This is a genomic window from Bradyrhizobium elkanii USDA 76, assembly GCF_023278185.1.
GTDB classification, from domain to species: Bacteria; Pseudomonadota; Alphaproteobacteria; order Rhizobiales; family Xanthobacteraceae; genus Bradyrhizobium; species Bradyrhizobium elkanii.
The window spans coordinates 5006889-5028545 of sequence record NZ_CP066356.1 but is presented as its reverse complement, the minus strand read 5'-3'; the positions used below and the strand labels follow the sequence as shown (position 1 = coordinate 5028545).

Genomic DNA, 21657 nt, shown 5'->3' with positions numbered 1-21657 from the left:
ACTGTCAGGCCGCTGCCGCAACGCGCAGATGCTCTGCGATCCAGTGGTCGAGATCGGCGAGCGCGCGCGCGCTGATCGCCTGCTTCTTGGCGACGGTCTTCTCGTTGCCGCGCAGCCGCGAGCCGTCCGGCTTCTTGGTCGGCGCACTGGCCAGCGGCGGGAACAGACCGAAATTGATGTTCATCGGCTGGAACGAGCGCGACCCGGCCTCGATCGTTTCGATGTGGCCACCGGTGATGTGGCCGAGCAGCGCGCCGAGCGCGGTCGTCGCGGGCGGCGGCGTCAGCGCGGCACCGCGCATGTCGGCGGCGGCGCAGAGGCCGGCGATCAGGCCGACGCTGGCCGACTCGACGTAACCCTCGCAGCCCGTCATCTGCCCGGCGAAGCGCAGCCGCGGCTGCGCGCGCAGACGCAGCTGACCGTCGAGCAGCTTTGGCGAGTTCAGGAAGGTGTTGCGATGCAGGCCGCCGAGGCGGGCGAACTCCGCGTTCTCGAGGCCGGGGATGGTGCGGAACACGCGCTGCTGCGCGCCGTGCTTCAGCTTGGTCTGGAAGCCGACGATGTTGTAGAGCGTGCCGAGCTTGTTGTCCTGCCGCAGCTGGACGATCGCATACGGCTTGACGGTCGGGTTGTGCGGATTGGTCAATCCTACCGGCTTCATCGGCCCGTGGCGCAGCGTCTCGTGACCGCGCTCGGCCATCACCTCGACCGGCAGGCAGCCGTCGAAATAGGGCGTGTTGGTCTCCCAGTCCTTGAAGTCGACCTTCTCGCCGTCGAGCAGCGCGGCGACGAAGGCGTCATATTGCTCCTTCGTCATCGGGCAGTTGATGTAGTCCGCGCCGGTGCCGCCGGGGCCGACCTTGTCGTAGCGCGATTGAAACCAGGCCACCGACATGTCGATGGAATCCTTGTGCACGATCGGCGCGATCGCGTCGAAGAATGCCAGCGCGCTCTCGTCGGTCAGCTGCCTGATGGCGTCGGCAAGCGGCGCCGAGGTGAGGGGACCGGTCGCGACGATGACGTTGCTCCAGTCGGCCGGCGGCAGTCCTGCGACTTCCTCTCGGCTGATCTCGATCAGCGGATGTTCGTTCAGCGCCTTGGTGACGGCGGCCGAAAAGCCGTCGCGGTCGACCGCCAGCGCGCCGCCGGCGGGCACCTGGTTGGCGTCGGCCGAGCGCATGATCAGGGAGCCCAGCCGCCGCATCTCGGCGTGCAGCAGCCCGACCGCGTTGTTGGCGGCATCATCGGAGCGGAAGGAGTTCGAGCAGACCAGTTCGGCGCAACCGTCGGTCCGATGCGCCTCGGTCATCCTTTGCGGGCGCATTTCATGCAGCACGGCGCGGACGCCGGCATTGGCGACCTGCCAGGCGGCTTCCGAGCCGGCGAGCCCCGCGCCCACGATGTGCACGGGTTGGGAAGAGGATTGATGCGGTGTCATCGCGCAGCGTTAGCGCGTTTTGATCTCATATGCATCTGAAACCGCACCACAAACGACAACGCCCGCTGTGGAAGCGGGCGTTATCCGTTTAGCAGATGGCCTTGCGGCCGATTAGCCGTTGTAGGTGCCGGCCGCAACGCGCGGAATGTCCGAGCGGTCGAGGCCGATATCGGCGAGTTCACGATCGCTGAGCTGGGACAGTTCGCTGACATTGCGCTGATAATCCCGGAAAGCCTGGATCATGCGGATGAGCGAGAGCAACATGGTAGTCTCCTAGTAATTCAGATTCAGCTTTTCCAAAGCTTCATCGTTGAAGTGAATATAGATGATATAGTGCAGTGCGGTAGTTCCGATGTTGCGATGCAGCTAGGCTCAAAACGCATGGCGGCAGTAAGTTCCGGTTAACCGTTTGGCGCATGGAGCGCTGCCCCGTAGACGGAAGTTCCATCAAGGCGGAGTATTCCAACAAAACGTTCCTGAAATCAGTCAGTTATTGAAGTCTTGGCAGGCATGGTTGCGTCATTTACGTGGTAATTACGGACCGTTTGTTCAAGCCGAGGTCCCTCGTTGCGGGAGGGGTCACAGCGATGTGTTCCATGCGTGATTCGCATGCGCGCGGTTGTCGTTAAAATGATCTTATATTCACTTCATTGCGATCTCGGACAGGAAATGGTGTCGCGTCAATCGGTCGCATTGACGCAAGTGGTAATTTGATCCTGTGCGCAACGGATTTCCGTCGCGGGGTCGCATGTCGCGCAGGATGCGCTGCTGATTATCGGAAGTGAGTCTCGATTGAAGTGAATGCGTCGAGCAAAGCTATTGCGGCGCTGCTTCCTTACTGCCTTGTAATCAAAACACTATGCAGCGCATGCGCGATACGCGCGCAGCGCTCATCACATTTGTATCGCGCGAAGTTCATTCTGAACGGTGCCGGGAACAGCGAATAATCGTTCCGCAGATTCCGCAATCACGCTGGGATCTGTCCAAGAACAACAGATGGATCATCCCATGATTAAGACATTGATCGCAGCAGCCACCGTGGCTGCCGTTGCCTACGCTGTCGCTCCCGCTCAGGCTGCGCATCGCCATCTTGCGGGCCTCGGCTGCAGCGGCGCCAATCTCGGCAAGACCGAAGCTGCAGTCGAAGCTATGGCTGACAATGAGGTCAAATTCGCGGCGGAGAAGGAAGTCTCGCTCGCCCAGGACGCGATGCTGAACAACAAGTGGGGCGCTTGCGGCGCGCACCTCAGCAAGGCTGCCGAAGCCAGCATGGCGAAGTAAGCTTTGATCATTGCGATAAGGGCCGATTGCCTGGGGCGATCGGCCCTTTTTGATTCACCCCTAGCTGGAGCAGCGTTGATCGAGTCAGAGCGGAAGGCTGGCCTCGCTGCGCCACGCAATCTGGTGTGAAAGCGCTATGGAGCCTTGGCGAGCTGGGTGGCGAAGTGGCCGATCGTCTTCGCATACACTTCGCTCTTGTTCCACTGCTGGATCACCGCAAAATTCTCGCTGCCGGGCTCCCAGCCCTTGCCCTTCTTCCAGCCATAGCTCTTCAGGTAGTTCGCCGTCGACGCCAGCACGTCGGGCACGTTGTGCAGGAGGTCGCGCTTGCCGTTGCCGTCAAAGTCGACCGCGAACTTGATGTAGGACGACGGCATGAATTGAGTCTGGCCGATCTCGCCGGCCCAGGCGCCGCGCATCTCCTGCGGCGGCAGATCGCCGCGCTCGACGATGCGCAAGGCGTCCATCAACTCGGCCTTGAACATGTCGGAGCGGCGGCAGTCATAGGCGAGCGTCGCCAGTGAACGTATGGTCGGAAACTTGCCGGTGTTGACGCCGAAATCGGTCTCCAGTCCCCAGATCGCAACCAGGATCTCGCCCGGCACGCCGTAGGCCTCCTCGATCCGCGACAGCACGGAGCCGTAGCGCTTCATCATGTCGGAGCCGCGATTGAGCCGCGGCGGCACCATGCGGCCCGAGAACTGCTCGAACGTCTGGCTGAACACCTGCTGCGAATGGTCGCGGGCGAGGATCGCCTTGTCCTGCGTGACGCCGGTCAACCCGGCCTGGATCGCGTTCTGCGAAATGCCCTTCGTCGCAGCCTCTTTCTTGAAATCGTCGAGCCAGGATTCGAACGTGCCCGTGCCGCATTGGGCGGCCAGCGCCGACGCCGTCGAGGTCAGGAGCCACGCGCCAATGGCGAGCGTGCGAAAGCAAAGGCGAGAGGTCATAGGCAATTCACTCCGGAGTCTGCGATGTCATCGATGGTCGCGAAGGGCGGCGGGTATGTTCGCGGCAACAGCGGCCAAAACAAGGCTCGTGACCGAGCCGCTTTTTCCTCAGGCAGCGCTGCAAATGCCACGCCAGTTTCACACCCATTTGACGATCCTGAACGACAAACCGCCGGCCGAACATATCGGCCGGCGGTTGCTTTGACGTTTACGAATCCGGGTTAGCGGCGCTTAGCCGCGATCGCCGCGCCGCCACGGAAACAGATTGGCCGGGAAGTCCGCGGCGGGCTTGCGCTCGCGCGGTTCGGGGATCACCGGCCGCGCGTTCGGATCCTTGACGATGACCTCGCGATAGAGATGCCAGGTGGCGTGACCGAGCAGCGGGATCACCACGGCAAGCCCGAGGAAGAACGGGATCGTGCCCAGCACCAGCAGCACCGCGACGATCAGGCCCCAGGCCGCCATCGGCACCGGGTTCTGTGCGACGGCGCGCATCGACGTCACCATGGCTTCGCCAGCGGTTGCCTGGCGGTCGAGCATCATGGGGAAGGCGATCACGCTGATGCAAAGCGCGACGAGCGCGAACAGGAAGCCGACGCTGCAGCCGACCACGATGAGCCACCAGCCTTGCTGGGTGGTCAGCACGCGCGCGGCAAAATCGGGAATGTTGGCCGCGGTCTCATAGCCGAACACCGCCGTGTAGATCGCCTGGGCGGTGGCGATCCAGGTCACGAACAGCGCGAACAGCAGCGTTCCGACCCCGAGCATCGCGCCGAATGACGGTGAGCGGAATACCTCCATGGCATCCCAAGCAGATGCTTCCCCGCCATCCTCGCGGCGGCGGCTCATCTCGTAGAGGCCGATGGCGGCAAACGGGCCGAGCAGGGCAAAGCCCGCGGCCAGCGGAAACAGCAGGGGCAGCACGGAATAGCCGTGCACGGTGCGCGCAAGCACGAGGCCGAGCACCGGATAGATCAGGCAGAGGATGATGGCGTGACTTGGCACCGCCTTGAAGTCTTCCCAGCCGAGACGCAGCGCATGATGCAAATCGGACAGGCCGATGGTGCGGATGACAGGCGCAGACGCGGCGCCTTGTCCGCTCTGCGTCATCGATGTGACATTGCCTTGGTATGACGTGGCCATGGTCGTTGTCTCCCTCTGGGCGGTCGCATCTGGCGCCCGGCACGCGGGCACAAACCTGCCGCCTCTCGAAGCGATCACGAGCAAGCCAGACGCGAAAGACAGAGCAGGGAACTGGCCGTGTCGCGAACTGTAGAACAAGGGTACTCCCAAACCGTGCCAAAAGCACTCACGCTTAAGTGAATGTCGCATTGGCAAGCTATGGAGGGGGCGATAGACTTGAACTGCGACCTCGGTCAGGCGCGCCAAGGCCGTCTGGCCTTCACATCTCAACTCTCTTGGGAGCGAACGATGAGCATTTTTGGAAAAATCATGGGCGCGATCTTCGGCAGTAGCGCCAGCGCCGCGCCCGCCGGCGGAGCGGCCACAAGCGCAGCTCCCGCCGGTGGATCCGGCAGCGCATCGTCGTCTCCCGCCGCGGTGCCCGCCGGTGCGGCGCCGGCGCAGTCGGTTGACGTCGCCCCGATTCTCGACAAGGCGGTTGCCGCGAAGGGCGAGAAGCTCGAGTGGCGGACCTCGATCGTCGACCTGATGAAGGCGCTCGACATCGACTCCAGCCTGTCGGCCCGCAAGGAGCTCGCCAAGGAGCTCGGCTACACCGGCGATACCAACGATTCCGCCAGCATGAACATCTGGCTGCACAAGCAGGTGATGACGAAGCTCGCGGTAAATGGCGGCAAGCTGCCCCCCGACATCAAGCACTGACGGGATCATCCTCCCGCGCATAGCCAGGGCTCGCGCCAGCGCGGGCCCTTTTTTATCGACCGGCGAGCATTTATAGATCGGCCAAGAACAACGAGGAGAACGCCCATGACTGATCTCGATCGCCGGACGATGCTTGCGACCGGCGCCCTCGCACTGGCCGGCGCCGCCGCGCAATCCGCGCCGGCCCATGCCGAGGCCGCGCCAAAGGCGATGTTTCCGGTCGCGGCCGTGACGATCCCGATCGTCGGCGCCAGCGAGGTGTTTCAGGTTCGCCGCATCTACTGCATCGGCCGCAACTACGCCGCGCACGCGATCGAGCGTGGTTCGGACCCGACGCGCGAGCCGCCGTTCTTCTTCCAGAAGCCGACGGATGCGATCCAGAATGTCGCGATCGGCACCGTCGCCGATCATCCCTATCCGTCGCTGACCAAGAACTATCACCACGAGGTCGAGCTGGTCGCCGCGTTGAAGTCCGGCGGCACCAATATTCCGGCCGACAAGGCGCTCGATCACGTCTATGGCTACGCGCTCGGCCTCGACATGACGCGGCGCGATCTGCAGAACGGCATGGCCGCGGAGAAGAAGCCCTGGGAGATCGGCAAGAGCTTTGACCATGCCGCGGTGCTCGGGCCGATCCATCCGGCTGATAAGACCGGCCATTTCACGCAAGGGGCGATCTCGCTCGCGATCAACGGCACGGTGCGACAAAGCTCGGATCTGAAGAACATGATCTGGAGCGTCGCCGAGCAGATCGCAAAGCTGTCCGAGGCATTCGAGCTGAAGGCCGGCGACATCATCTATTCCGGTACGCCGCAGAACGTCGGCCCTGTGGTCAAGGGCGACGTGCTGCTGTGCAAGCTCGAGGGCCTGCCCGACATGTCGATCAAGATCGTCTGACGAACGCGGGCAAAAGCGTTTTCGAGCGAAGTGGATACCCGGTTCGCGTAAAGAGAACGCGTCATAAGGAGCGGCTAGAGCCCCGTTCCGATTCCATCGGAACGGAACGGGCTCTAGCCGGCAAGGTCCGCGTATTCCGGATGCTTGTCGAGGTAATCCACCACGAAACCGCAGCCGGCGATCACCTTGCGGCCGTCGGCGCGGATCAGCTCAAGCGCACCCTTGACCAGCTCCGATGCGATTCCGCGGCCGCGCAGGGCGTGCGGTGTTTCGGTATGGGTGATGATGACGGCCGCGGGCGTCCGCCGGTAGTTCGCAAAGGCTGTGCCGCCCTCGGTGTCGAGCTCGAAGCGGTTTTGGTCACTGTTGTCGCGCACGGCGGCCATCGCAAAATCCCGGTTGATTGACAGGCCCTGATGTAAGCGTGTGAACCCGCCGGTGCAAAGCCGCGACCAACCCGCAAATTGGCATTTGTGGATTGACGATATGCGCATTTTGGCCTGCCTGACCGCCGTATTGCTCGGCGCCGCCCTGACGCTTCCAAACCCGCCGAAAGCCGCCGCCGGCGACGATCCGAACTGGCAGACCTGCGTCGGCCTGACGACAGCGCCCGGCGACCGCGTGGCCGCCTGCACCACGGTGATCGACGGCAAGACCGAGACCGGCAAGCGGCTGGCCGGCGCCTATTGCAATCGCGGCCATGGGCTGACCGAGAAGCGCGAGCTCGATGCAGCGCTCGCCGACCTCAACGAGGCCATCAAGCTCGATCCCGCCTATGCCTGCGCCTACACCAATCGCGGCCGCGTCTACGCCTTCAAGCGCGATCTCGATCATGCGATTGCCGATTACGACGAGGCGATCCGGATCGATCCGGCGTTCGCGCTGGCCTACAACAATCGCGGTGATGCCTGGCTCAACAAGGGCGATCTCGACCGCGCGCTGGCCGATCTCAGCCTCGCCATCAAATTCAATCCGCAGCTCGCCACCGCCTATGGCAATCGCGGCTTCGTCTACTACCGCAAGCGCGACGCGGCCCATGCGATCGCCGACTTCACCACGGAGATCAGGCTCGAGCCCAACGTGCTCGCCTATATCAACCGCGGCAATGTCTATCGCGATACCGAGCAGCTCGATCGCGCAGTCGCCGATTACGGTGAGGCGGCGAGGATCGCGCCGACCGATGCGCGCGGCTGGCGCAACCGCGGCATGATCCGTCTCTATCAGGGTGACAACAAGGGCGGGCTCGCCGATTACGACAAGGCGCTGCAATACGATCCGAACGACGTCTATTCCTGGAATAATCGCGGCCAGGCCAAGCTGCGGCTCGGCGACAAGAAGGGTGCGGCGGCCGATTTCCGCAAGGCGCTCGAGCTGCAGCCCGATCTGCAAAGCGCCAAGGGGGCACTGGCGCGGCTCGGCGGGGCCCGGTGACACCCTGCCGGCCACGATCGCCGCTGCCGCGTCGCACACCCGCTGGACGGGCCTTGCGGACGGATGCAGTTCGATTAGGTTTGATGTCAGACATACGCCCCTGATGCGGCCGGATGGTCGTCTGGTACGGAGTGGCGGAGCCGGCCGCCGAACGTATGCCTCTTGTCGGAGGAGGTTCGTCATGTCGGACAATCGTTTCTTCAACACACACCGTCCCTGGGAGGACTGGGTCGGCATGCTGCTCGGCGTGCTGATCATGGTCTCGCCCTGGTTTCCGATGCAGGTGAGCGGCGCCGTCGATATCGAGCGCAGCCACCTCGTCCTCAACAGCTTCATGGTCGGCATGCTGGTGCTCGGCATCGCCCAGCTCGAATATGTCGCGCTGCACCGCTGGGAGGAGGTCGCAAGCATCCTGCTCGGCCTCTGGCTGATGGCATCGCCCCTGGTCTTCGGTTATGCCGAGGACCACTGGCTGCAGTTCTGGCACATCCTGCTCGGCGCACTGGTCGCCTTTATAGGCGCGTTGCAGCTGTGGCAGGACTGGAACCTGAGCGAGCAGGAACTCGCCAAGCACCCGCAGTAGCGGCCTGGGCAGAAAACAACGGGTTGGCCGCCGCCTGCGCGCGGTATCATCGGGGTGCGCCCGGCGGGCCTTGCCGAAGGCGGCGGCTTGGCGATAAACCGGATGGTACCGACCCCTTGCGGCGCTTGAAGACGCCCGGTTCTGACCGAGGAAATACCCGATGACCGTCCTGACCTTGCCCTGTCTGTTGTGCGTATCGGCGGGGCGGCAATGAGCGGGACGGCTGCTGCCGCTCCGCGCGGCGGGATCGCGCGGGTGTCGCGCCGGGTGATGAACCTCGCCTACATCCTGACCCAGAACGCCCGCCGCCACGGCGATCGACCCGGCTTCATCTGGAACGAGAAGGCCTGGTCCTGGCGCCATATCGACCAGAACGTCTCGGCGCTGGCGGCGGCATTGGCGGCGCGTGGCATCGTCAAGGGCGACCGCATCCTGGTGCATTCCAAGAACTGCGACGAGATGTTCTGGTCGATGTTCGCGGCCTTCCGGCTCGGCGCGGTGTGGGTGCCGACCAATTTCCGCCTGATGCCGGACGAGGTCGCCTATCTCGCGGAAGCCTCCGGCGCCAAGGCATTTCTCTGCCACGCCGACTTCCCCGAACATGCCAAGGCGGCCGCCAATCCCGCGCTCGAATTCGTCTGGCGGATCGGGGAGGAGGGCACGTTCGGCGAGGCGACCGTCGGTGACGTCATCGTCAGACACGCCGGCGCTGTGGTCGAGAACGTTGCCGTGGACTACGACGATCCCTGCTGGTTCTTCTTCACCTCCGGCACCACCGGCCGCTCCAAGGCCGCCGTCTTGACCCATGGCCAGATGGCCTTCGTGATCACCAACCATCTCGCCGACCTGATGCCCGGCACGACGGAAGAGGACGCCTCGCTGGTGGTGGCGCCGCTGTCGCATGGCGCCGGTGTGCATCAATTGGTGCAGACTGCGCGCGGCGTACCGACCATCCTGCTGCCGTCGGAGAAGTTCGACATCGCCGAAGCCTTCCGGCTGATCGCCAAGCATCGCGTCAGCAACATGTTCACGGTGCCGACGATCCTGAAGATGATGGTCGAGCATCCCGCCGCCGACCAGCACGACCATTCCTCGCTGCGCTACATCATCTATGCCGGCGCGCCGATGTATCGCGAGGACCAGAAGGCGGCGCTGCACAAGCTCGGCGGCGTGCTGGTGCAATATTTCGGCCTCGGCGAGGTCACCGGCAACATCACGGTGCTGCCGCCCGGCCTGCACGATCCCGAGGACGAGCCGCGTGCGCGGATCGGCACCTGCGGCTTCGAGCGCACCGGGATGCAGGTCTCGATCCAGGACGACGATGGAAGCGAGCTGAAGGCGCACGAGACCGGCGAGATCTGCGTGATCGGTCCCGGCGTGTTCGCGGGCTATTACGACAATCCCGAGGCCAACGCGAAGGCGTTTCGCGACGGCTGGTTCCGCACCGGCGACCTCGGCCATATGGACGAGGAGGGTTTCGTCTACATCACCGGCCGCGCCTCCGACATGTACATCTCGGGCGGCTCCAACATCTATCCGCGCGAGATCGAGGAGAAGCTCTTGACGCATCCCGCGGTCGGCGAGGTCGCGGTGCTCGGCGTGCCCGATCCGTTCTGGGGCGAGGTCGGCGTCGCCGTCTGCGTCGCGCGCGAGGGCACCGAGGCGGTCGCGGAGGCGGAGCTTGCCGCCTATCTCGCGCCGAAAGTGCCGCGCTACAAGATGCCGAAGCGCTTCTTCTTCTGGGAGGCGTTGCCGAAGTCCGGCTACGGCAAGGTGCCGAAGCGGCTGATCCGCGACGAGCTCGAGGCGCGCGGGCTGCTCGAGGTGATCGCCAAATCGACGGGCGCGTGAGGCGATGCGCAGCATCGCCCAGCCCGGCGCTCCGCATCCAGAGCGCATCCAATGGGTCAGCGCGCGCGGCCGCGCCTTTTCATTCGTGCTCGAGGCCGGCATTCCGTTGCTCGAAGCCGTGCGCCGCGGCTTTGCGGCAGAAGGATTTTCCGGCGGCGTATTGAGCGCCAGGGGCGGCGCGGTCGGGCCGTTCGCCTATGTGATGCCGGCGCTGTCGAAGGACGGCGTCAACGCCGCGTTCTACAGCGACACGTTCCGTCCCGACGGTGTGACACGCCTCAAGCTTGCGGCGCTGACCTTCGGCGAACGCGACGGCGCGCCGTTCTTTCATTGCCACGGCGTGTGGACCGAGGCCGATGGCCGCTTCAACGGCGGCCACATGCTGCCGGATGAAACCATTGTCGCCGAGCCGTTCGAGGTCAACGCGTTCGGGATCGACGGCGCGACGTTCCTGGCCAAAGCGGACAGCGAGACCAATTTCAAGCTGTTCGGCCCCGTCGCCAGCGCGCCGCGCGGGGCGAAGACCACGAGCCATGCCTTCGCGCTCCGGCTGCGGCCGAACCAGGATTTTGCCTGCGCGCTGGAAGGCTTCTGCCGCCAGCACGGCATCCTGCGCGCGCGGCTGCATGGCGGCGTCGGCTCGACCATCGGGGCCGTCTTCACCGACGGCCACAGCGTGGTGCCGTTCGCGACCGAGCTCGCGGTGACCGCGGGCGAGATCGCACCGGACGCGGATGGCCGGCTGCATGCCGAGCTCGACATCGCGCTGGTCGACTATCTCGGCGGCATCGCCGAGGGACGCCTGGTGCGCGGCGACAACCCGGTGCTGATGACGATGGAGCTGGCGCTGGAGGTGCTGGCGGAGGCGGAGCAGCCGTAGGGGCATGGCATACCCCATCCCCGCGTCGTCCCGGCGAAGGCCGGGCCTTCGCCGGGACGACGGGGAGTGTGTCATGCCGCCTGCGCGTCACACATCCGTATTCTCGCGACATGTTTGCCCGAGCGTTGCATTTCGCTCCGCCCTCGCTTGAGCGGAGGGTGCAGGGAAAGCGGTGCTTGCGCCGTCAAGCAACTCAGATGTATGGGCCGCTCACCGCCGCTTGCGGACATCGATGTTGATGTCGAGGTCGATGGCGCTGACGCAACGTTGCTCGGTGCGGTGCGAGCCGCCTTCGTACCAGGGGCCCTTGCGCAGGCTGACGTCGCTGACATTGGCGAGCCGCAGGCAGCGCCATTGCGGCAGCTTGCCCGAGCTCTCGCCCGCGAATTGCCAGGCCAGCACGACCTCTTCACCGCTCTTGTTGTGGCCGATGATGTGCGGACAGAGCTCGCGCGGCCGGCCGTCATAGATGCAGACAACCTGCTCCTCGGTGAGGATCGCCTTGCGGAAAAGCATGTAGGCGCGACTTGGCATCGGCTCAGTCGTCGAAGACGCGGAAGACGGCGGCGGCTGTCACCAGCAGCTTGTCGTCGGCGAAGGCTTCCGCATCGACGAAAGCGAAAGTCCGCGTCACCTTTTTCACGGTCGTGCGGCCGATGATCCATGGACCCGGCGCGGCGCCGCCGACGAAGCGCGTGTCCAGCGAAACGGTCGCGCATTTGCGTTTGGTTGCCATGAACACGGCACTGCCGAGGGCGGTATCGAGAAAGCCGAGGATCGCCCCGCCATGAATGTAGCCGTAGGGATTGCCGTGCCGGTCGTCGCTCTGAAACCCCCATTCAGGCGCGGCGTCGCCGGTCTCACGCCAGTAGTAGGGGCCATTATGGTCGATGAACCCTGGGCGGCTCGGCAGGAGCTTGAACCCTTCCGGAGGCGAGGTTTTCATTTCGGGGATCCCAACAAGGCTTGCTGATTCCGCGTCGTATGCGCGGGACATTGAACCTAGCATTGTGCACCGACGTGCGCGCCAGGCCAGCCCGCGTGTTCCCGTTGTGTTCTTGACGGATTCACCTCGATCTGGGATCGTGGTTGGCGCCGCCGCGGCGTGCCGGAAGCAGGACGAATGGCCAGAGGACGACACCGCCCGATCAACATGCCCGCGCCGTATCTGAGGCGCGTCTGGCTCGATCCCGCGCGCATTCCCAATCGCAACGCATATCCATTCGTGCTGCCGCTGCTGCGCGACGATTTCGAGCTCAGCTTCGACAAGGCGATCACCATCATCGTCGGCGAGAACGGCACCGGCAAGTCGACGCTGCTGAAGGGCATCGCCGTGATGGCCGGCTATGACGATGCCGGCGGCGGCAAGGGTTATCGTGCGGTCGACCACAGCAATGCCGTTGAGAAGATGGGCGGCTCGCTTGCGTCGGCGCTGCGTGCCAGCTGGCTGCCCAGGATCACCAACGGCTGGTTCTTCCGGGCGGAAAGCTTCTTTTCGGTGGCGCGCTATCTGGATCAGGCAGCGGTGGACGTCAGAGACCTGCCACCGAACTTCCTGTCCTATTCCCACGGCGAGGGCTTCCTGCGCTTCTTCAACGAGCGTTGCCAGCGGCAGGGCATCTTCATCTTCGACGAGCCGGAATCCGCGCTGTCGCCGTCGCGCCAGATCGAATTCCTCAAGCTGCTGCACCGAATGAACGGCACCGGCCACTGCCAGGTGATCATGGCCACGCATTCACCGGTGCTGATGGCCTATCCGAATGCGACGCTGCTGCGGGTTACCAAATATGGGCTGGAGCCGGTGGGCCTGAAGGACACCGATCACTACCGGCTGATGCGCGAGTTCTGCGACGACCCCAAGGGGTTCGTCGAGGCGGCGATCGAGGACTGACGCCGCTGCCCGGCAGGCTTGCCTCCCGGGGAAGCCGGCCGCGGCGACTTCGCTCTGGTGCAAGAAGCGGGTCGCCGGTCTAGTCTAGAACCTCCAATCATAAACTGCGGCATACGCCAGGCGGCGCAGGGCCGGCAGACATCGGGAGAGGACCAAGGATGAGGCGGACGATCGCGAGGGCCGGCGTGGTGGTGGCGGCATTGGCTGTGTTGGGGGCCGCGTGGGCTCACGGGCCGACCCGCCAGAAGGTGCGGGAATCGATCGAGATCGACGCGCCGCAGGCCAAGGTGTGGGCGGTGATCGGCAATTTCCAGGACATGAGCTGGCTCGCCGGCGTCACCAAGACCGAGGGCGAGAAGGGCAACGAGATCGGCGCCACGCGGCGGCTGACGCTGGGGCCCGGCGCCACCGTCGACGAGGAACTCTACAAATACGAACCGGAGATGATGAGCTATTCGTACCGGATCACGGCGGTCGACGTGAAGGTGCTGCCGGTCACCAACTATTCCTCGACGCTGACGGTGTCGCCGGCGCCCGACGGCAAGTCGAAGCTGGAATGGGCCGGCGCGTTCTACCGCGGTTTTCCGAACAATGATCCGCCGCCGGAGCTGAGTGACGAGGCCGCGGTGAAGGCGGTGAGCAGGCTCTACAAGGCCGGGCTCGAAGCGCTGAAGAAGAAGATCGAGAGCGGGACCTGAGCATGATCCGGCAAAGAGCGAAGCGGTTTTCCGACAGGATCATGCTCAAAACAAGGAGCTAGAGCGCGATCATGGTTCGCCCCAATCTCATCGGGCTTTAGCGATGCGCGCGATTGTGCTCGTCGCGCTGCTCGCCAGCCTCGGCGCCGCGCGCGCCGAGGAGGCATTCGTCACCAACCAGCTCAGCGACGACCTCACGGTGGTCGATCTCGCGACCTCGAAGCCGGTCGCGACCATCGCGATCGGCGGCAAGCCCGCCGGCGTTGCCGTCAGCAATGACGGCCGCTTCGCCTATGTGACCAGTCCGGATGCCAAGGCGGTCACCGTGGTCGACGCGTCGACGCGAAAGGTCGTCGGTCGGGTCGATGTCGGCGGCGGGCCGCTCGGCATCGCGGTCGCGCCCGACGGCGCCACGGTCTATGTCGCCGACTGGTACGCCGCCGTGGTGCGGGTGATCGATGCCAGAGAGCGGCGTGTCGCCGCAAGCATCGCGGTCGGTGCATCGCCGTCCGGGCTGGCGGTGACGCCGGATGGGCTGCTGCTGCTGTCGGCGGATCGCGACGATGACAGCGTCTCCATCATCGACACCGCCTCGCGCGAGCGGCGGGGGATCGTGAAGGTCGGGACGCGGCCGTTCGGGGTCACCATCGATGCCGACGGCAAGCGCGCCTACACCGCCAATGTCGGCACCAACGACGTCTCCGTGATCGACATCGCGACCGCTCGCGAGGTCGGCCGCGTGCATGTCGGCCTGCGTCCCTACGCGGTGGCGCTGGCGGAGGGCCGCGGTTTCGTCACCGACCAGTATGACGGCAAGGTCAGCGTGTTCGACCTCGCGACGTTGCAGCCGGTGAAGCGGATCACGGTCGGCGACTACCCCGAAGGCATCGAGGCGACCGCCGACGGCAAACGCATCCTGGTCGCGAACTGGGAGAGCAACACGCTGAGCGTGATCGACGCCGCCGAGCTGAAGGTGATTGGCGAGGTCAAGGTCGGCGACGGCCCAAGAGCGTTCGGGGCGTTCCTCAGACGGACGGAGTAGGGGGAAGGTGCGTGGGGTGTCCCAAAATATCGAAAACAACCCCATGCACAGTAGCCGGCGGCGAGCCGGCATTCGACACGGCCACTCGGGAAAAGCGACTTGACGCGTCGGGCAAATCAGCGGTACGTTTTTATTATTCCGAAATTGTGCAAGCGTCCGCCGGCGCAGGATAGAGCCAACCGCGCCCTGCGACCTGTCGCCGAGTTGCGACCCATTGGCTCACCAGCGCGGCAGGCCTATATTATCAGGCAAACACCAGGAAACAGGGAGGATGCCATGCATCATACCTTGGTGCCCAGTGTCCGGGTCGAACACGTCTGCGTCTTCGGGCGCGACGGGACGAAACTTGGGTCGATCGAGCGGCTGATGCTCGACAAGGTGAGCGGAACGGTGGCCTACGCCATCATCAAGACCGGCGGCGTGCTGAGTACCCACCACCACTATCCCGTCAGATGGGCCGCGCTGCGATTCGATCCTGTCCGCCAGGCCTTCGAGGCCGAGGTGACGCTGGAGGATTTGCGCGCAGGGCCGTCGGAGTTCGACGGCGACGAGTTCGACTGGGGCGACCGCTCGCAATCGTATACGCACCCGAACTATTGGGCGGTGTAGGGCGTAGTTGAGGCCTGCCGTAGCCCGCATGAGCGAAGCGACATGCGGGAGCGGTCAACCTGTTCGGCTGATAGACCCCGCATATCGCTCCGCTCATGCGGGCTACTTGCTTAGTTCAAGACCGGTATACATGCCCTCATTCAAGCCCGCCGGCTGGCCTTCCGTCATACCGCGAATTGTCACCCGCGACCTCACCGGCTTGGCCAGATTTCTTCGAGACGTTTTCGATGCGCAGGGCGATGTCCGCTCCGGCGCGCCGACGGAAATCCGGATCGAAGACTCGGTCATCGCTGATCAGCGATGGCGGAGGCGTGCGCGAGGCCATGCCGACCTTTCTCTATGTCTATGTTGAGAACGCGGACGAGGCTTATCGGCGGGCGATCGCGGCAGGCGCTGAATCGATCGAGCCGCCTGCGGATACGCCTTACGGTGACAGACGAGCGACAGTTCGGGATTCATGGGCAAACGTCTGGCAGATCGCTACCTATCGCAGCAATCCGTAGGATGGGTGGAGCGAAGCGATACCCATCGTTCGGGCCGCGAGATGAGTCGATGGGTTTCGCTTCGCTCCGCCCATCCTGCGCGCTACGTGCGACGGGCGTGGTCCGCTCGAAGCAACCACATGACCTGGTCGCGATACTGGGGTGGAAATGCGACAGAAAGCGGATGGTCCGCCGATCGCGACATCTTGCAGACAGCGTCATTCAGAATTGCCACATAGGTCATGGCGTTCGACACGTCGCTAATCAGGGGCACGTCCGCATGCGCTACGAATACGGGACCGTGGGGCAACCATGAGAGATCGCGAATACATTCCTCGAACGCATCCCAAGTGTTGCCAAAGTAATCGGGGAGTCCGAGCTGCGCTGCGAGCGTTGCCAAGAGCGCTGCTTTGCTTGTCACGTTTTCGGGAATGTATGCGCGCGCCGCAGCGGTGTGCGGAGCGCTGTCATCTCCGAACGCGAAGCTTGTTCGCAGCCCGCTCACCCTACCAATGTCACTCCGCCGCCTCGCTTGCTGAGCTCTTCCTTGGCTTGCTGTTCGCCTTCTTCAGCACCGGCGCCAAAAACTTGCCGGTGTAGCTGCGCGGTGCCTTGACGATGTCCTCCGGGGGACCCCAGGCGACGATCTCGCCGCCGCCGTCGCCGCCTTCGGGGCCGAGGTCGATCACCCAGTCGGCGGTCTTGATGACTTCGAGATTGTGCTCGATCACCACCACCGTGTTGCCCTGCGCGACCAGCTCGTGCAGCACCTCGAGCAGTTTTGCGACGTCATGGAAGTGCAGGCCGGTGGTCGGCTCGTCCAGGATGTAGAGCGTGCGGCCGGTGGCGCGCTTTGACAGCTCCTTGGCAAGCTTGACGCGCTGGGCTTCGCCGCCCGACAGCGTCGTCGCCTGCTGGCCGACATGGATGTAGTCTAGGCCGACGCGGTGCAGGGTCTGGAAGGTCTCGCGCACGCGCGGCACCGCCTTGAAGAACTCGGCGGCTTCCTCGACCGTCATGTCGAGCACGTCGGCGATGCTCTTGCCCTTGAACAGCACCTCCAGCGTCTCGCGGTTGTAGCGCTTGCCCTTGCAGGTGTCGCAGGTGACGTAGACGTCGGGCAGGAAGTGCATCTCGATCTTGATGACGCCGTCGCCCTGGCAGGCCTCGCAGCGGCCGCCCTTGACGTTGAAGGAGAAGCGCCCGGGCTCGTAGCCGCGCGCCTTCGCCTCGGGCAGGCCGGCGAACCATTCGCGGATCGGCGTGAAGGCGCCGGTATAGGTCGCGGGGTTGGAACGCGGCGTGCGGCCGATCGGCGACTGGTCGATGTCGATGATCTTGTCGATGTGCTCGAGGCCCTCGATGCGGTCGTGCGGCGCGGCGCCTTCGCTGGCGTTGTTGAGCTTGCGGGCGATGGCGCGGTACAGCGTGTCGATCAGCAGCGTCGACTTGCCGCCGCCGGACACGCCGGTGACGCAGGTGAACAGGCCGAGCGGAATCTCGGCCGAGACGTTCTTGAGGTTATTGCCGCGGGCGTTGACGACCTTGATGGTGCGCCGGTGGTTCGGCGGCCGCCGGTCGGGCACGGGGACCGAAAGCTCGCCGGTCAGATACTTGCCGGTCAGCGATTTCGGGTTGCGCATGATCTGGTCGGGCGTGCCCTCGGCGACGATGTGGCCGCCATGCATGCCGGCGCCGGGCCCGATATCGAGCACGTAATCGGCAAGGCGGATGGCGTCCTCGTCATGCTCGACCACGACCACGGTATTGCCGAGGTCGCGCAGCCGCTTCAGCGTGTCGAGCAGGCGGGCATTGTCGCGCTGGTGCAGGCCGATCGACGGCTCGTCCAGCACATAGAGCACGCCGGTGAGGCCCGAGCCGATCTGCGAGGCGAGGCGGATGCGCTGGCTCTCGCCGCCCGACAACGTGCCGGACGAGCGCGACAGCGTCAGGTAGTTCAGGCCGACGTCGAGCAGGAAGGTCAGGCGCTCGCGGATCTCCTTGAGGATGCGCGTCGCGATCTCGTTCTGCTGGGCGTTCAGCGCCTCCGGCACCGTCTCGAACCATTCGCCGGCGCGCTTCACCGAGAGCTCCGAGATCTCGCCGATATGCTTGCCGCCGATCTTGACGCACAGCGCCTCCGGCTTCAGCCGGTGGCCGTTGCAGCCGGCGCAAGGCACGTCGGAGAAATACTTGCCGAGCTCCTCGCGCGCCCACTCGCTCTCAGTCTCGCGGTAGCGGCGGTTGATGTTGGTGATGACGCCCTCGAACGGCTTCTTGGTGTCGTAGGAGCGGACGCCGTCCTCATAGGAGAACTTGATCTCGTCGTCGCCGGAGCCGTGCAGCAGCGCGTTCTGGACCTTCTTGGTGAGGTCCTTCCACTTGGTGTCGAGCGTGAACTTGTAGTGCTTGCCGAGCGCGGTCAGGGTCTGGATGTAATAGGGCGAGGACGATTTCGCCCAAGGCGCGATCACGCCCTTGCGCAAGGTCAGCTCCTTGTCGGGGATGACGAGGTCCTCGTCGATATGCTGCTCGACGCCGAGGCCGCCGCAGGCCGGGCAAGCGCCATAGGGGTTGTTGAACGAGAACAGGCGCGGCTCGATCTCGGGGATCGTGAAGCCGGAGACCGGACAGGCGAATTTCTCCGAGAACAGGATGCGCTCGGGACCGCTCTTGTCGTGGATCTTCGCGGTCTTCTTCTTGTCCTCTTTCTTGTCGTCCTGCGCGGCCGCCGCCGGCGCGTCGGCGTATTCGATCACGGCGAGGCCCTCGGCGAGCTTCAGCGCGGTCTCAAAGCTTTCCGCGAGGCGCTGGGCGAGGTCGGGACGCACCACGATGCGATCGACCACGACGTCGATGTCGTGCGGGAATTTCTTGTCGAGCGCGGGCGCCTCGGACAGTTCGTAGAAGGTGCCGTCGATCTTGACGCGCTGAAAGCCCTTCTTGAGATACTCGGCGAGCTCCTTCTTGTACTCGCCCTTGCGGCCGCGCACGACCGGCGCCAGCAGGTAGAGGCGGGTGCCTTCCGGCAGCGCCAGCACGCGGTCGACCATCTGCGAGACGATCTGGCTCTCGATCGGCAGGCCGGTGGCCGGCGAATAGGGCACGCCGACGCGCGCCCACAGCAGGCGCATGTAGTCGTAGATCTCGGTGACGGTGCCGACGGTCGAGCGCGGGTTCTTCGACGTCGTCTTCTGCTCGATCGAGATCGCCGGCGACAGGCCGTCGATCTGGTCGACATCCGGCTTCTGCATCATCTCGAGGAACTGGCGCGCATAGGCCGACAGCGATTCGACGTAGCGGCGCTGGCCCTCGGCATAGATGGTGTCGAACGCGAGCGACGACTTGCCGGAGCCGGACAGGCCGGTGAACACCACGAGCTTGTCGCGGGGAATCTCGACGTCGATGTTCTTCAGATTGTGTTCGCGCGCGCCACGGATCGTGATGGCGCGCGATGAGGAGCCGGCGTTCTGTTGGCGCTTCGCCTTGAGCACTTCATCCATAGCGACAGTTCCGGGCGCATGCTTGGGCGCCTTTTGGGCGCGCATCGCCGGTGATGCCGGGACCTTGCGCCGATGGGGTGTGAAGACTGGAACGTAGGAAGAACGGCCAACAATTTCCAGTGCTGAGTTGCGTCCATCAACGGATAGTTTGCCTGATGGCAGCAGCCGTCAGCAGCGCCGGTTCCGCCAGAGCATTTTGCCGTTCCGATCGAATCGGAACGGGGGCTCCTGATTCCTGCTTTGGCGCGTTTTCTTGACGCGAACCGGAATCCACCTCGCTCAAAAACGCTCTTACGCAAAAAGGCCGGCGCGAGGCCGGCCTTTCCGCGCGATCTGATCGCAGATCGATCTTAGTACCTGGCGACGATCGGGCCGCCGAAGTGATAGTTGACGCCGAACTGGGCGCTGTGCAGCTCGAGCGTGCCGGAGGGCACGCCGAAATAGTTTTCGCTGTCGAGGCTGCGATACAGGTATTCGCCCTTGATCGACCACTGCGGCGCGATGAACGCTTCGACGCCGGCGCCGACGGTCCAGCCGGAGTGGAAGTTGCTCTGCGAGGCGGTGACGCCGAGCGCGGTGACGCTGACCTCGTTGTTGACCCAAGCGTAGCCGCCGGTGCCGTAGAACAGCACCTTGTCGACGGCGAAGCCGAAGCGGCCGCGCACGGTGCCGAGCGAGTCGATCTTGCTCCGGGCGGTAACGCCCAGCGTCGAGACCGACGCGTCGATGTCAGCGCCTGCAGCGTCGACCTCAAGGCCGTACACGATGTTGCCGGCCTGCCAGTTGTAGCCGATCGTGCCGCCGCCGAAGCCGCCTTCCATGCTCGGGGTGCCGGAGTTCTCGCTGGCGTAGCCGCCGAAGCCGCCGACGTAGAAGCCGGTCCAGTTGTAGATCGCGGCCGGCGGCGGAGCCTTCACGTAAGGCGCGCGCGCCGCCATGTCGGCGGCCATCGCCGGTGCAAAAGCGCTCAGTGCAAACATGCCGGCCGAGGCCAGCAAAACAGTCCTCATTTTCAAAGTCCCAGTCCCATTTTCTTGTTGTCCCTTCAGAGATATTGAAGAGAGCGTCACAGCAGTGTCGCGTGACGTGCTGGTGCTTCTACAGAGAAATGCCGGAACGTGTGTATCCGCGAAACCACAACGCACCGAAAACGGCCCCGGTGAAGTGCGCGTGCACACGCAACGAAAAAGCCGGCGCACAAACAGGCACAAACAAAAAGGCCGGCGCGAGGCCGGCCTTTCGTCTGGATCAATCGGCCTGGCGCGATCAGTAGCGCGCGACGACCGGGCCACCCCACTTGTAGTTCACGCGGACGGTGACGAGGTCGACGTCCTGGCGATCACGGATGGTGCTGTTCAGCGTGCCGTTGGGGGCGATCAGGTTGTAGGTCTTGTCCTGCATGAACAGGTGGTCGTATTCGATGCCTGCGGTCCAGTTCGGCGCGAAGCCGACTTCGATGCCGGCGCCGACAGTGCCGCCCCAACGGGTGTCGCTGGCGCTGCCGACCAGCACGCCGGTCGGGGTGAAGTAGGTGTTGAAGCGGTTGTCGGTCAGCGCCGCGCCGCCCTTGGCATAGAGCAGCACGTTGTTGACGGCGTAACCGATCTGGCCGGTGAACAGGCCGAACGCGTCGATCTTGGACTGGTTGGTGAACAGGCCCGGGAAGATCGCGCTGCCGTTGCTGCCCTTCAGGTCAGCCCAGTCGCCCTGCGCTTCAAGGCCGAACACCCAGGCGCCGGCCTGCCAGCGATAGCCGATCTGGCCACCGGCGACGCCGCCCGTTGCGTCATGGCAACCGTCCGAGGCGAGGAAGATGCCGGCCGGGAGCTGGTCCCAGCAATTGTGACTCGAGCCCCAGCCGCCGTTGGCGCCGATGTAGAAGCCGGTCCAGTCATAGATCGGGGCAACCACCGGCGGCGGCGCCTTGGTGTAGGGGCGCGCAGCGAGATCGGCGGCCGCGGCAGGCGCAGCAAACGCAATCAGAGCAACCGTACCGAGCAAAAACTTCTTCATTATCAGTCCCCCAATTCCCCGATCGGCTTCCAAACGGTCCCGAAGCACGATCCCAGACGCGAGCGCCCGCGCCACGGCTGGAGCTATACGCTGATTCAACCGGAAACGCCGTCTCCCAAATGCAACACTCCCGGAAGAAGTAACGATAAGGCAAGGTGCTGATTTGTTTGTTGTTTTTCTAAATCTCGTTGCCGGGTGTCGGCCGGTGCCGAGATCGACTGCCGCTCGGTCGGCACTGGCCGTTTCTACGGCTGGTTGTGCGA

Annotated in this window: 25 protein-coding genes; 13 read left to right on the top strand and 12 right to left on the bottom strand. The window is 64.4% G+C overall.

Annotated features, from left to right (window positions below):
* Positions 1–4: 4 nt before the first annotated feature.
* Together trmFO and JEY66_RS24535 are read right to left on the bottom strand one after the other, a co-directional pair.
* Positions 5–1438: a methylenetetrahydrofolate--tRNA-(uracil(54)-C(5))-methyltransferase (FADH(2)-oxidizing) TrmFO gene (gene trmFO / locus JEY66_RS24540; protein ID WP_026192739.1), complete on the bottom strand. Its 1434-nt coding sequence runs from the start codon at positions 1436–1438 to the stop codon at positions 5–7.
* A 111-nt stretch (positions 1439–1549) separates the two neighbouring features.
* On the bottom strand, positions 1550–1702 hold the full coding sequence (locus tag JEY66_RS24535; protein WP_016846063.1) for a DUF1127 domain-containing protein: 153 nt from the start codon (positions 1700–1702) through the stop codon (positions 1550–1552).
* A gap of 732 nt (positions 1703–2434) precedes the next feature.
* Here JEY66_RS24535 and JEY66_RS24530 point away from each other — a divergent pair.
* The gene (locus tag JEY66_RS24530) at positions 2435–2719 is read left to right on the top strand and encodes a hypothetical protein (RefSeq protein ID WP_016846064.1); all 285 of its coding nucleotides are present in this window, start codon (positions 2435–2437) and stop codon (positions 2717–2719) included.
* A gap of 134 nt (positions 2720–2853) precedes the next feature.
* Here the strand turns inward: JEY66_RS24530 and JEY66_RS24525 are convergent, their stop codons facing one another.
* Entirely contained in the window at positions 2854–3669 is an 816-nt protein-coding gene (locus JEY66_RS24525) for a lytic murein transglycosylase (protein WP_018271538.1), read from the bottom strand.
* 55 nt (positions 3670–3724) lie between these two features.
* On the opposite strand from JEY66_RS24525, the gene JEY66_RS24520 reads away from it, so the two are divergent.
* Positions 3725–3874: a hypothetical protein gene (locus JEY66_RS24520; RefSeq protein WP_018271539.1), complete on the top strand. Its 150-nt coding sequence runs from the start codon at positions 3725–3727 to the stop codon at positions 3872–3874.
* A 26-nt stretch (positions 3875–3900) separates the two neighbouring features.
* Here JEY66_RS24520 and JEY66_RS24515 read toward each other — a convergent pair whose 3' ends face one another.
* Positions 3901–4812 carry a DUF2189 domain-containing protein gene (locus tag JEY66_RS24515; protein ID WP_016846067.1) on the bottom strand — a complete coding sequence of 304 codons (912 nt, stop codon included), beginning with the start codon at positions 4810–4812 and terminating at the stop codon, positions 3901–3903.
* 288 nt (positions 4813–5100) lie between these two features.
* Here JEY66_RS24515 and JEY66_RS24510 point away from each other — a divergent pair, with 288 nt between their 5' ends.
* Together JEY66_RS24510 and JEY66_RS24505 are read left to right on the top strand one after the other, a co-directional pair.
* The gene (locus JEY66_RS24510) at positions 5101–5514 is read left to right on the top strand and encodes a DUF3597 domain-containing protein (protein WP_026192740.1); all 414 of its coding nucleotides are present in this window, start codon (positions 5101–5103) and stop codon (positions 5512–5514) included.
* A 105-nt stretch (positions 5515–5619) separates the two neighbouring features.
* Positions 5620–6411 carry a fumarylacetoacetate hydrolase family protein gene (locus JEY66_RS24505; RefSeq protein WP_018271541.1) on the top strand — a complete coding sequence of 264 codons (792 nt, stop codon included), beginning with the start codon at positions 5620–5622 and terminating at the stop codon, positions 6409–6411.
* A 113-nt stretch (positions 6412–6524) separates the two neighbouring features.
* Here JEY66_RS24505 and JEY66_RS24500 read toward each other — a convergent pair whose 3' ends face one another.
* Positions 6525–6797, bottom strand: coding sequence for a GNAT family N-acetyltransferase (locus JEY66_RS24500; RefSeq protein WP_018271542.1), 273 nt, complete (start codon positions 6795–6797; stop codon positions 6525–6527).
* Between the two features lie 100 nt (positions 6798–6897).
* On the opposite strand from JEY66_RS24500, the gene JEY66_RS24495 reads away from it, so the two are divergent.
* From JEY66_RS24495 to JEY66_RS24480, 4 genes are all read left to right on the top strand, one after another.
* Positions 6898–7842 carry a tetratricopeptide repeat protein gene (locus JEY66_RS24495; protein WP_018271543.1) on the top strand — a complete coding sequence of 315 codons (945 nt, stop codon included), beginning with the start codon at positions 6898–6900 and terminating at the stop codon, positions 7840–7842.
* Positions 7843–8023: 181 nt separating this feature from the next.
* A complete protein-coding gene (locus JEY66_RS24490; RefSeq protein WP_016846072.1) occupies positions 8024–8425 on the top strand; it encodes an SPW repeat domain-containing protein in 402 nt (133 codons plus the stop codon).
* 210 nt (positions 8426–8635) lie between these two features.
* Entirely contained in the window at positions 8636–10276 is a 1641-nt protein-coding gene (locus JEY66_RS24485; RefSeq protein WP_051110106.1) for an acyl-CoA synthetase, read from the top strand.
* 4 nt (positions 10277–10280) lie between these two features.
* Positions 10281–11156 carry a PCC domain-containing protein gene (locus tag JEY66_RS24480; protein ID WP_018271545.1) on the top strand — a complete coding sequence of 292 codons (876 nt, stop codon included), beginning with the start codon at positions 10281–10283 and terminating at the stop codon, positions 11154–11156.
* A gap of 210 nt (positions 11157–11366) precedes the next feature.
* On the opposite strand, the gene JEY66_RS24475 is transcribed toward JEY66_RS24480, so the two are convergent.
* Together JEY66_RS24475 and JEY66_RS24470 are read right to left on the bottom strand one after the other, a co-directional pair.
* A complete protein-coding gene (locus JEY66_RS24475; RefSeq protein ID WP_026192741.1) occupies positions 11367–11690 on the bottom strand; it encodes a hypothetical protein in 324 nt (107 codons plus the stop codon).
* Positions 11691–11694: 4 nt separating this feature from the next.
* Positions 11695–12153: a PaaI family thioesterase gene (locus JEY66_RS24470; RefSeq protein WP_240537291.1), complete on the bottom strand. Its 459-nt coding sequence runs from the start codon at positions 12151–12153 to the stop codon at positions 11695–11697.
* A gap of 126 nt (positions 12154–12279) precedes the next feature.
* Here JEY66_RS24470 and JEY66_RS24465 point away from each other — a divergent pair, with 126 nt between their 5' ends.
* From JEY66_RS24465 to JEY66_RS24450, 4 genes are all read left to right on the top strand, one after another.
* Positions 12280–13047 (top strand): AAA family ATPase, encoded by a 768-nt coding sequence (locus JEY66_RS24465; protein ID WP_026192742.1) that lies wholly within the window; start codon positions 12280–12282, stop codon positions 13045–13047.
* 158 nt (positions 13048–13205) lie between these two features.
* The gene (locus JEY66_RS24460) at positions 13206–13745 is read left to right on the top strand and encodes an SRPBCC family protein (protein WP_018271548.1); all 540 of its coding nucleotides are present in this window, start codon (positions 13206–13208) and stop codon (positions 13743–13745) included.
* Between the two features lie 103 nt (positions 13746–13848).
* Positions 13849–14787, top strand: a complete 939-nt coding sequence (locus JEY66_RS24455; protein WP_018271549.1) for a YVTN family beta-propeller repeat protein — start codon at positions 13849–13851, stop codon at positions 14785–14787.
* A gap of 276 nt (positions 14788–15063) precedes the next feature.
* Complete coding sequence (locus JEY66_RS24450; RefSeq protein ID WP_018271550.1) at positions 15064–15396, top strand: PRC-barrel domain-containing protein; 333 nt, start codon at positions 15064–15066, stop codon at positions 15394–15396.
* A gap of 136 nt (positions 15397–15532) precedes the next feature.
* Here JEY66_RS24450 and JEY66_RS24445 read toward each other — a convergent pair whose 3' ends face one another.
* Positions 15533–15721 carry a hypothetical protein gene (locus JEY66_RS24445; RefSeq protein ID WP_018271551.1) on the bottom strand — a complete coding sequence of 63 codons (189 nt, stop codon included), beginning with the start codon at positions 15719–15721 and terminating at the stop codon, positions 15533–15535.
* Here JEY66_RS24445 and JEY66_RS24440 point away from each other — a divergent pair.
* Positions 15720–15899, top strand: a complete 180-nt coding sequence (locus JEY66_RS24440) for a VOC family protein (protein WP_018271552.1) — start codon at positions 15720–15722, stop codon at positions 15897–15899. The two genes, JEY66_RS24445 and JEY66_RS24440, sit on opposite strands and share 2 nt — an antisense overlap.
* An 82-nt stretch (positions 15900–15981) precedes the next feature.
* Here JEY66_RS24440 and JEY66_RS24435 read toward each other — a convergent pair whose 3' ends face one another.
* The 4 genes from JEY66_RS24435 to JEY66_RS24420 form a co-directional block, all read right to left on the bottom strand.
* A complete protein-coding gene (locus JEY66_RS24435; RefSeq protein WP_240537292.1) occupies positions 15982–16299 on the bottom strand; it encodes a barstar family protein in 318 nt (105 codons plus the stop codon).
* A gap of 94 nt (positions 16300–16393) precedes the next feature.
* Positions 16394–19381 carry an excinuclease ABC subunit UvrA gene (uvrA, locus tag JEY66_RS24430; protein WP_018271553.1) on the bottom strand — a complete coding sequence of 996 codons (2988 nt, stop codon included), beginning with the start codon at positions 19379–19381 and terminating at the stop codon, positions 16394–16396.
* Positions 19382–19731: 350 nt separating this feature from the next.
* Positions 19732–20391: an outer membrane protein gene (locus JEY66_RS24425; protein WP_026192744.1), complete on the bottom strand. Its 660-nt coding sequence runs from the start codon at positions 20389–20391 to the stop codon at positions 19732–19734.
* Positions 20392–20647: 256 nt separating this feature from the next.
* Entirely contained in the window at positions 20648–21394 is a 747-nt protein-coding gene (locus tag JEY66_RS24420; RefSeq protein ID WP_018271555.1) for an outer membrane protein, read from the bottom strand.
* Positions 21395–21657: the final 263 nt, after the last annotated feature.

What these genes read in the sequence shown, in the direction of transcription:
- trmFO (WP_026192739.1), bottom strand. Translation starts at nt 1,438, where the DNA reads ATGACACCGCATCAATCCTCTTCCCAACCCGTGCACATCGTGGGCGCG.
- JEY66_RS24535 (WP_016846063.1), bottom strand. Translation starts at nt 1,702, where the DNA reads ATGTTGCTCTCGCTCATCCGCATGATCCAGGCTTTCCGGGATTATCAG.
- JEY66_RS24530 (WP_016846064.1), top strand. Translation starts at nt 2,435, where the DNA reads ATGGATCATCCCATGATTAAGACATTGATCGCAGCAGCCACCGTGGCT.
- JEY66_RS24525 (WP_018271538.1), bottom strand. Translation starts at nt 3,669, where the DNA reads ATGACCTCTCGCCTTTGCTTTCGCACGCTCGCCATTGGCGCGTGGCTC.
- JEY66_RS24520 (WP_018271539.1), top strand. Translation starts at nt 3,725, where the DNA reads ATGTTCGCGGCAACAGCGGCCAAAACAAGGCTCGTGACCGAGCCGCTT.
- JEY66_RS24515 (WP_016846067.1), bottom strand. Translation starts at nt 4,812, where the DNA reads ATGGCCACGTCATACCAAGGCAATGTCACATCGATGACGCAGAGCGGA.
- JEY66_RS24510 (WP_026192740.1), top strand. Translation starts at nt 5,101, where the DNA reads ATGAGCATTTTTGGAAAAATCATGGGCGCGATCTTCGGCAGTAGCGCC.
- JEY66_RS24505 (WP_018271541.1), top strand. Translation starts at nt 5,620, where the DNA reads ATGACTGATCTCGATCGCCGGACGATGCTTGCGACCGGCGCCCTCGCA.
- JEY66_RS24500 (WP_018271542.1), bottom strand. Translation starts at nt 6,797, where the DNA reads ATGGCCGCCGTGCGCGACAACAGTGACCAAAACCGCTTCGAGCTCGAC.
- JEY66_RS24495 (WP_018271543.1), top strand. Translation starts at nt 6,898, where the DNA reads ATGCGCATTTTGGCCTGCCTGACCGCCGTATTGCTCGGCGCCGCCCTG.
- JEY66_RS24490 (WP_016846072.1), top strand. Translation starts at nt 8,024, where the DNA reads ATGTCGGACAATCGTTTCTTCAACACACACCGTCCCTGGGAGGACTGG.
- JEY66_RS24485 (WP_051110106.1), top strand. Translation starts at nt 8,636, where the DNA reads ATGAGCGGGACGGCTGCTGCCGCTCCGCGCGGCGGGATCGCGCGGGTG.
- JEY66_RS24480 (WP_018271545.1), top strand. Translation starts at nt 10,281, where the DNA reads ATGCGCAGCATCGCCCAGCCCGGCGCTCCGCATCCAGAGCGCATCCAA.
- JEY66_RS24475 (WP_026192741.1), bottom strand. Translation starts at nt 11,690, where the DNA reads ATGCCAAGTCGCGCCTACATGCTTTTCCGCAAGGCGATCCTCACCGAG.
- JEY66_RS24470 (WP_240537291.1), bottom strand. Translation starts at nt 12,153, where the DNA reads ATGTCCCGCGCATACGACGCGGAATCAGCAAGCCTTGTTGGGATCCCC.
- JEY66_RS24465 (WP_026192742.1), top strand. Translation starts at nt 12,280, where the DNA reads ATGGCCAGAGGACGACACCGCCCGATCAACATGCCCGCGCCGTATCTG.
- JEY66_RS24460 (WP_018271548.1), top strand. Translation starts at nt 13,206, where the DNA reads ATGAGGCGGACGATCGCGAGGGCCGGCGTGGTGGTGGCGGCATTGGCT.
- JEY66_RS24455 (WP_018271549.1), top strand. Translation starts at nt 13,849, where the DNA reads ATGCGCGCGATTGTGCTCGTCGCGCTGCTCGCCAGCCTCGGCGCCGCG.
- JEY66_RS24450 (WP_018271550.1), top strand. Translation starts at nt 15,064, where the DNA reads ATGCATCATACCTTGGTGCCCAGTGTCCGGGTCGAACACGTCTGCGTC.
- JEY66_RS24440 (WP_018271552.1), top strand. Translation starts at nt 15,720, where the DNA reads ATGCCGACCTTTCTCTATGTCTATGTTGAGAACGCGGACGAGGCTTAT.
- JEY66_RS24445 (WP_018271551.1), bottom strand. Translation starts at nt 15,721, where the DNA reads ATGGCCTCGCGCACGCCTCCGCCATCGCTGATCAGCGATGACCGAGTC.
- uvrA (WP_018271553.1), bottom strand. Translation starts at nt 19,381, where the DNA reads ATGGATGAAGTGCTCAAGGCGAAGCGCCAACAGAACGCCGGCTCCTCA.
- JEY66_RS24425 (WP_026192744.1), bottom strand. Translation starts at nt 20,391, where the DNA reads ATGAGGACTGTTTTGCTGGCCTCGGCCGGCATGTTTGCACTGAGCGCT.
- JEY66_RS24420 (WP_018271555.1), bottom strand. Translation starts at nt 21,394, where the DNA reads ATGAAGAAGTTTTTGCTCGGTACGGTTGCTCTGATTGCGTTTGCTGCG.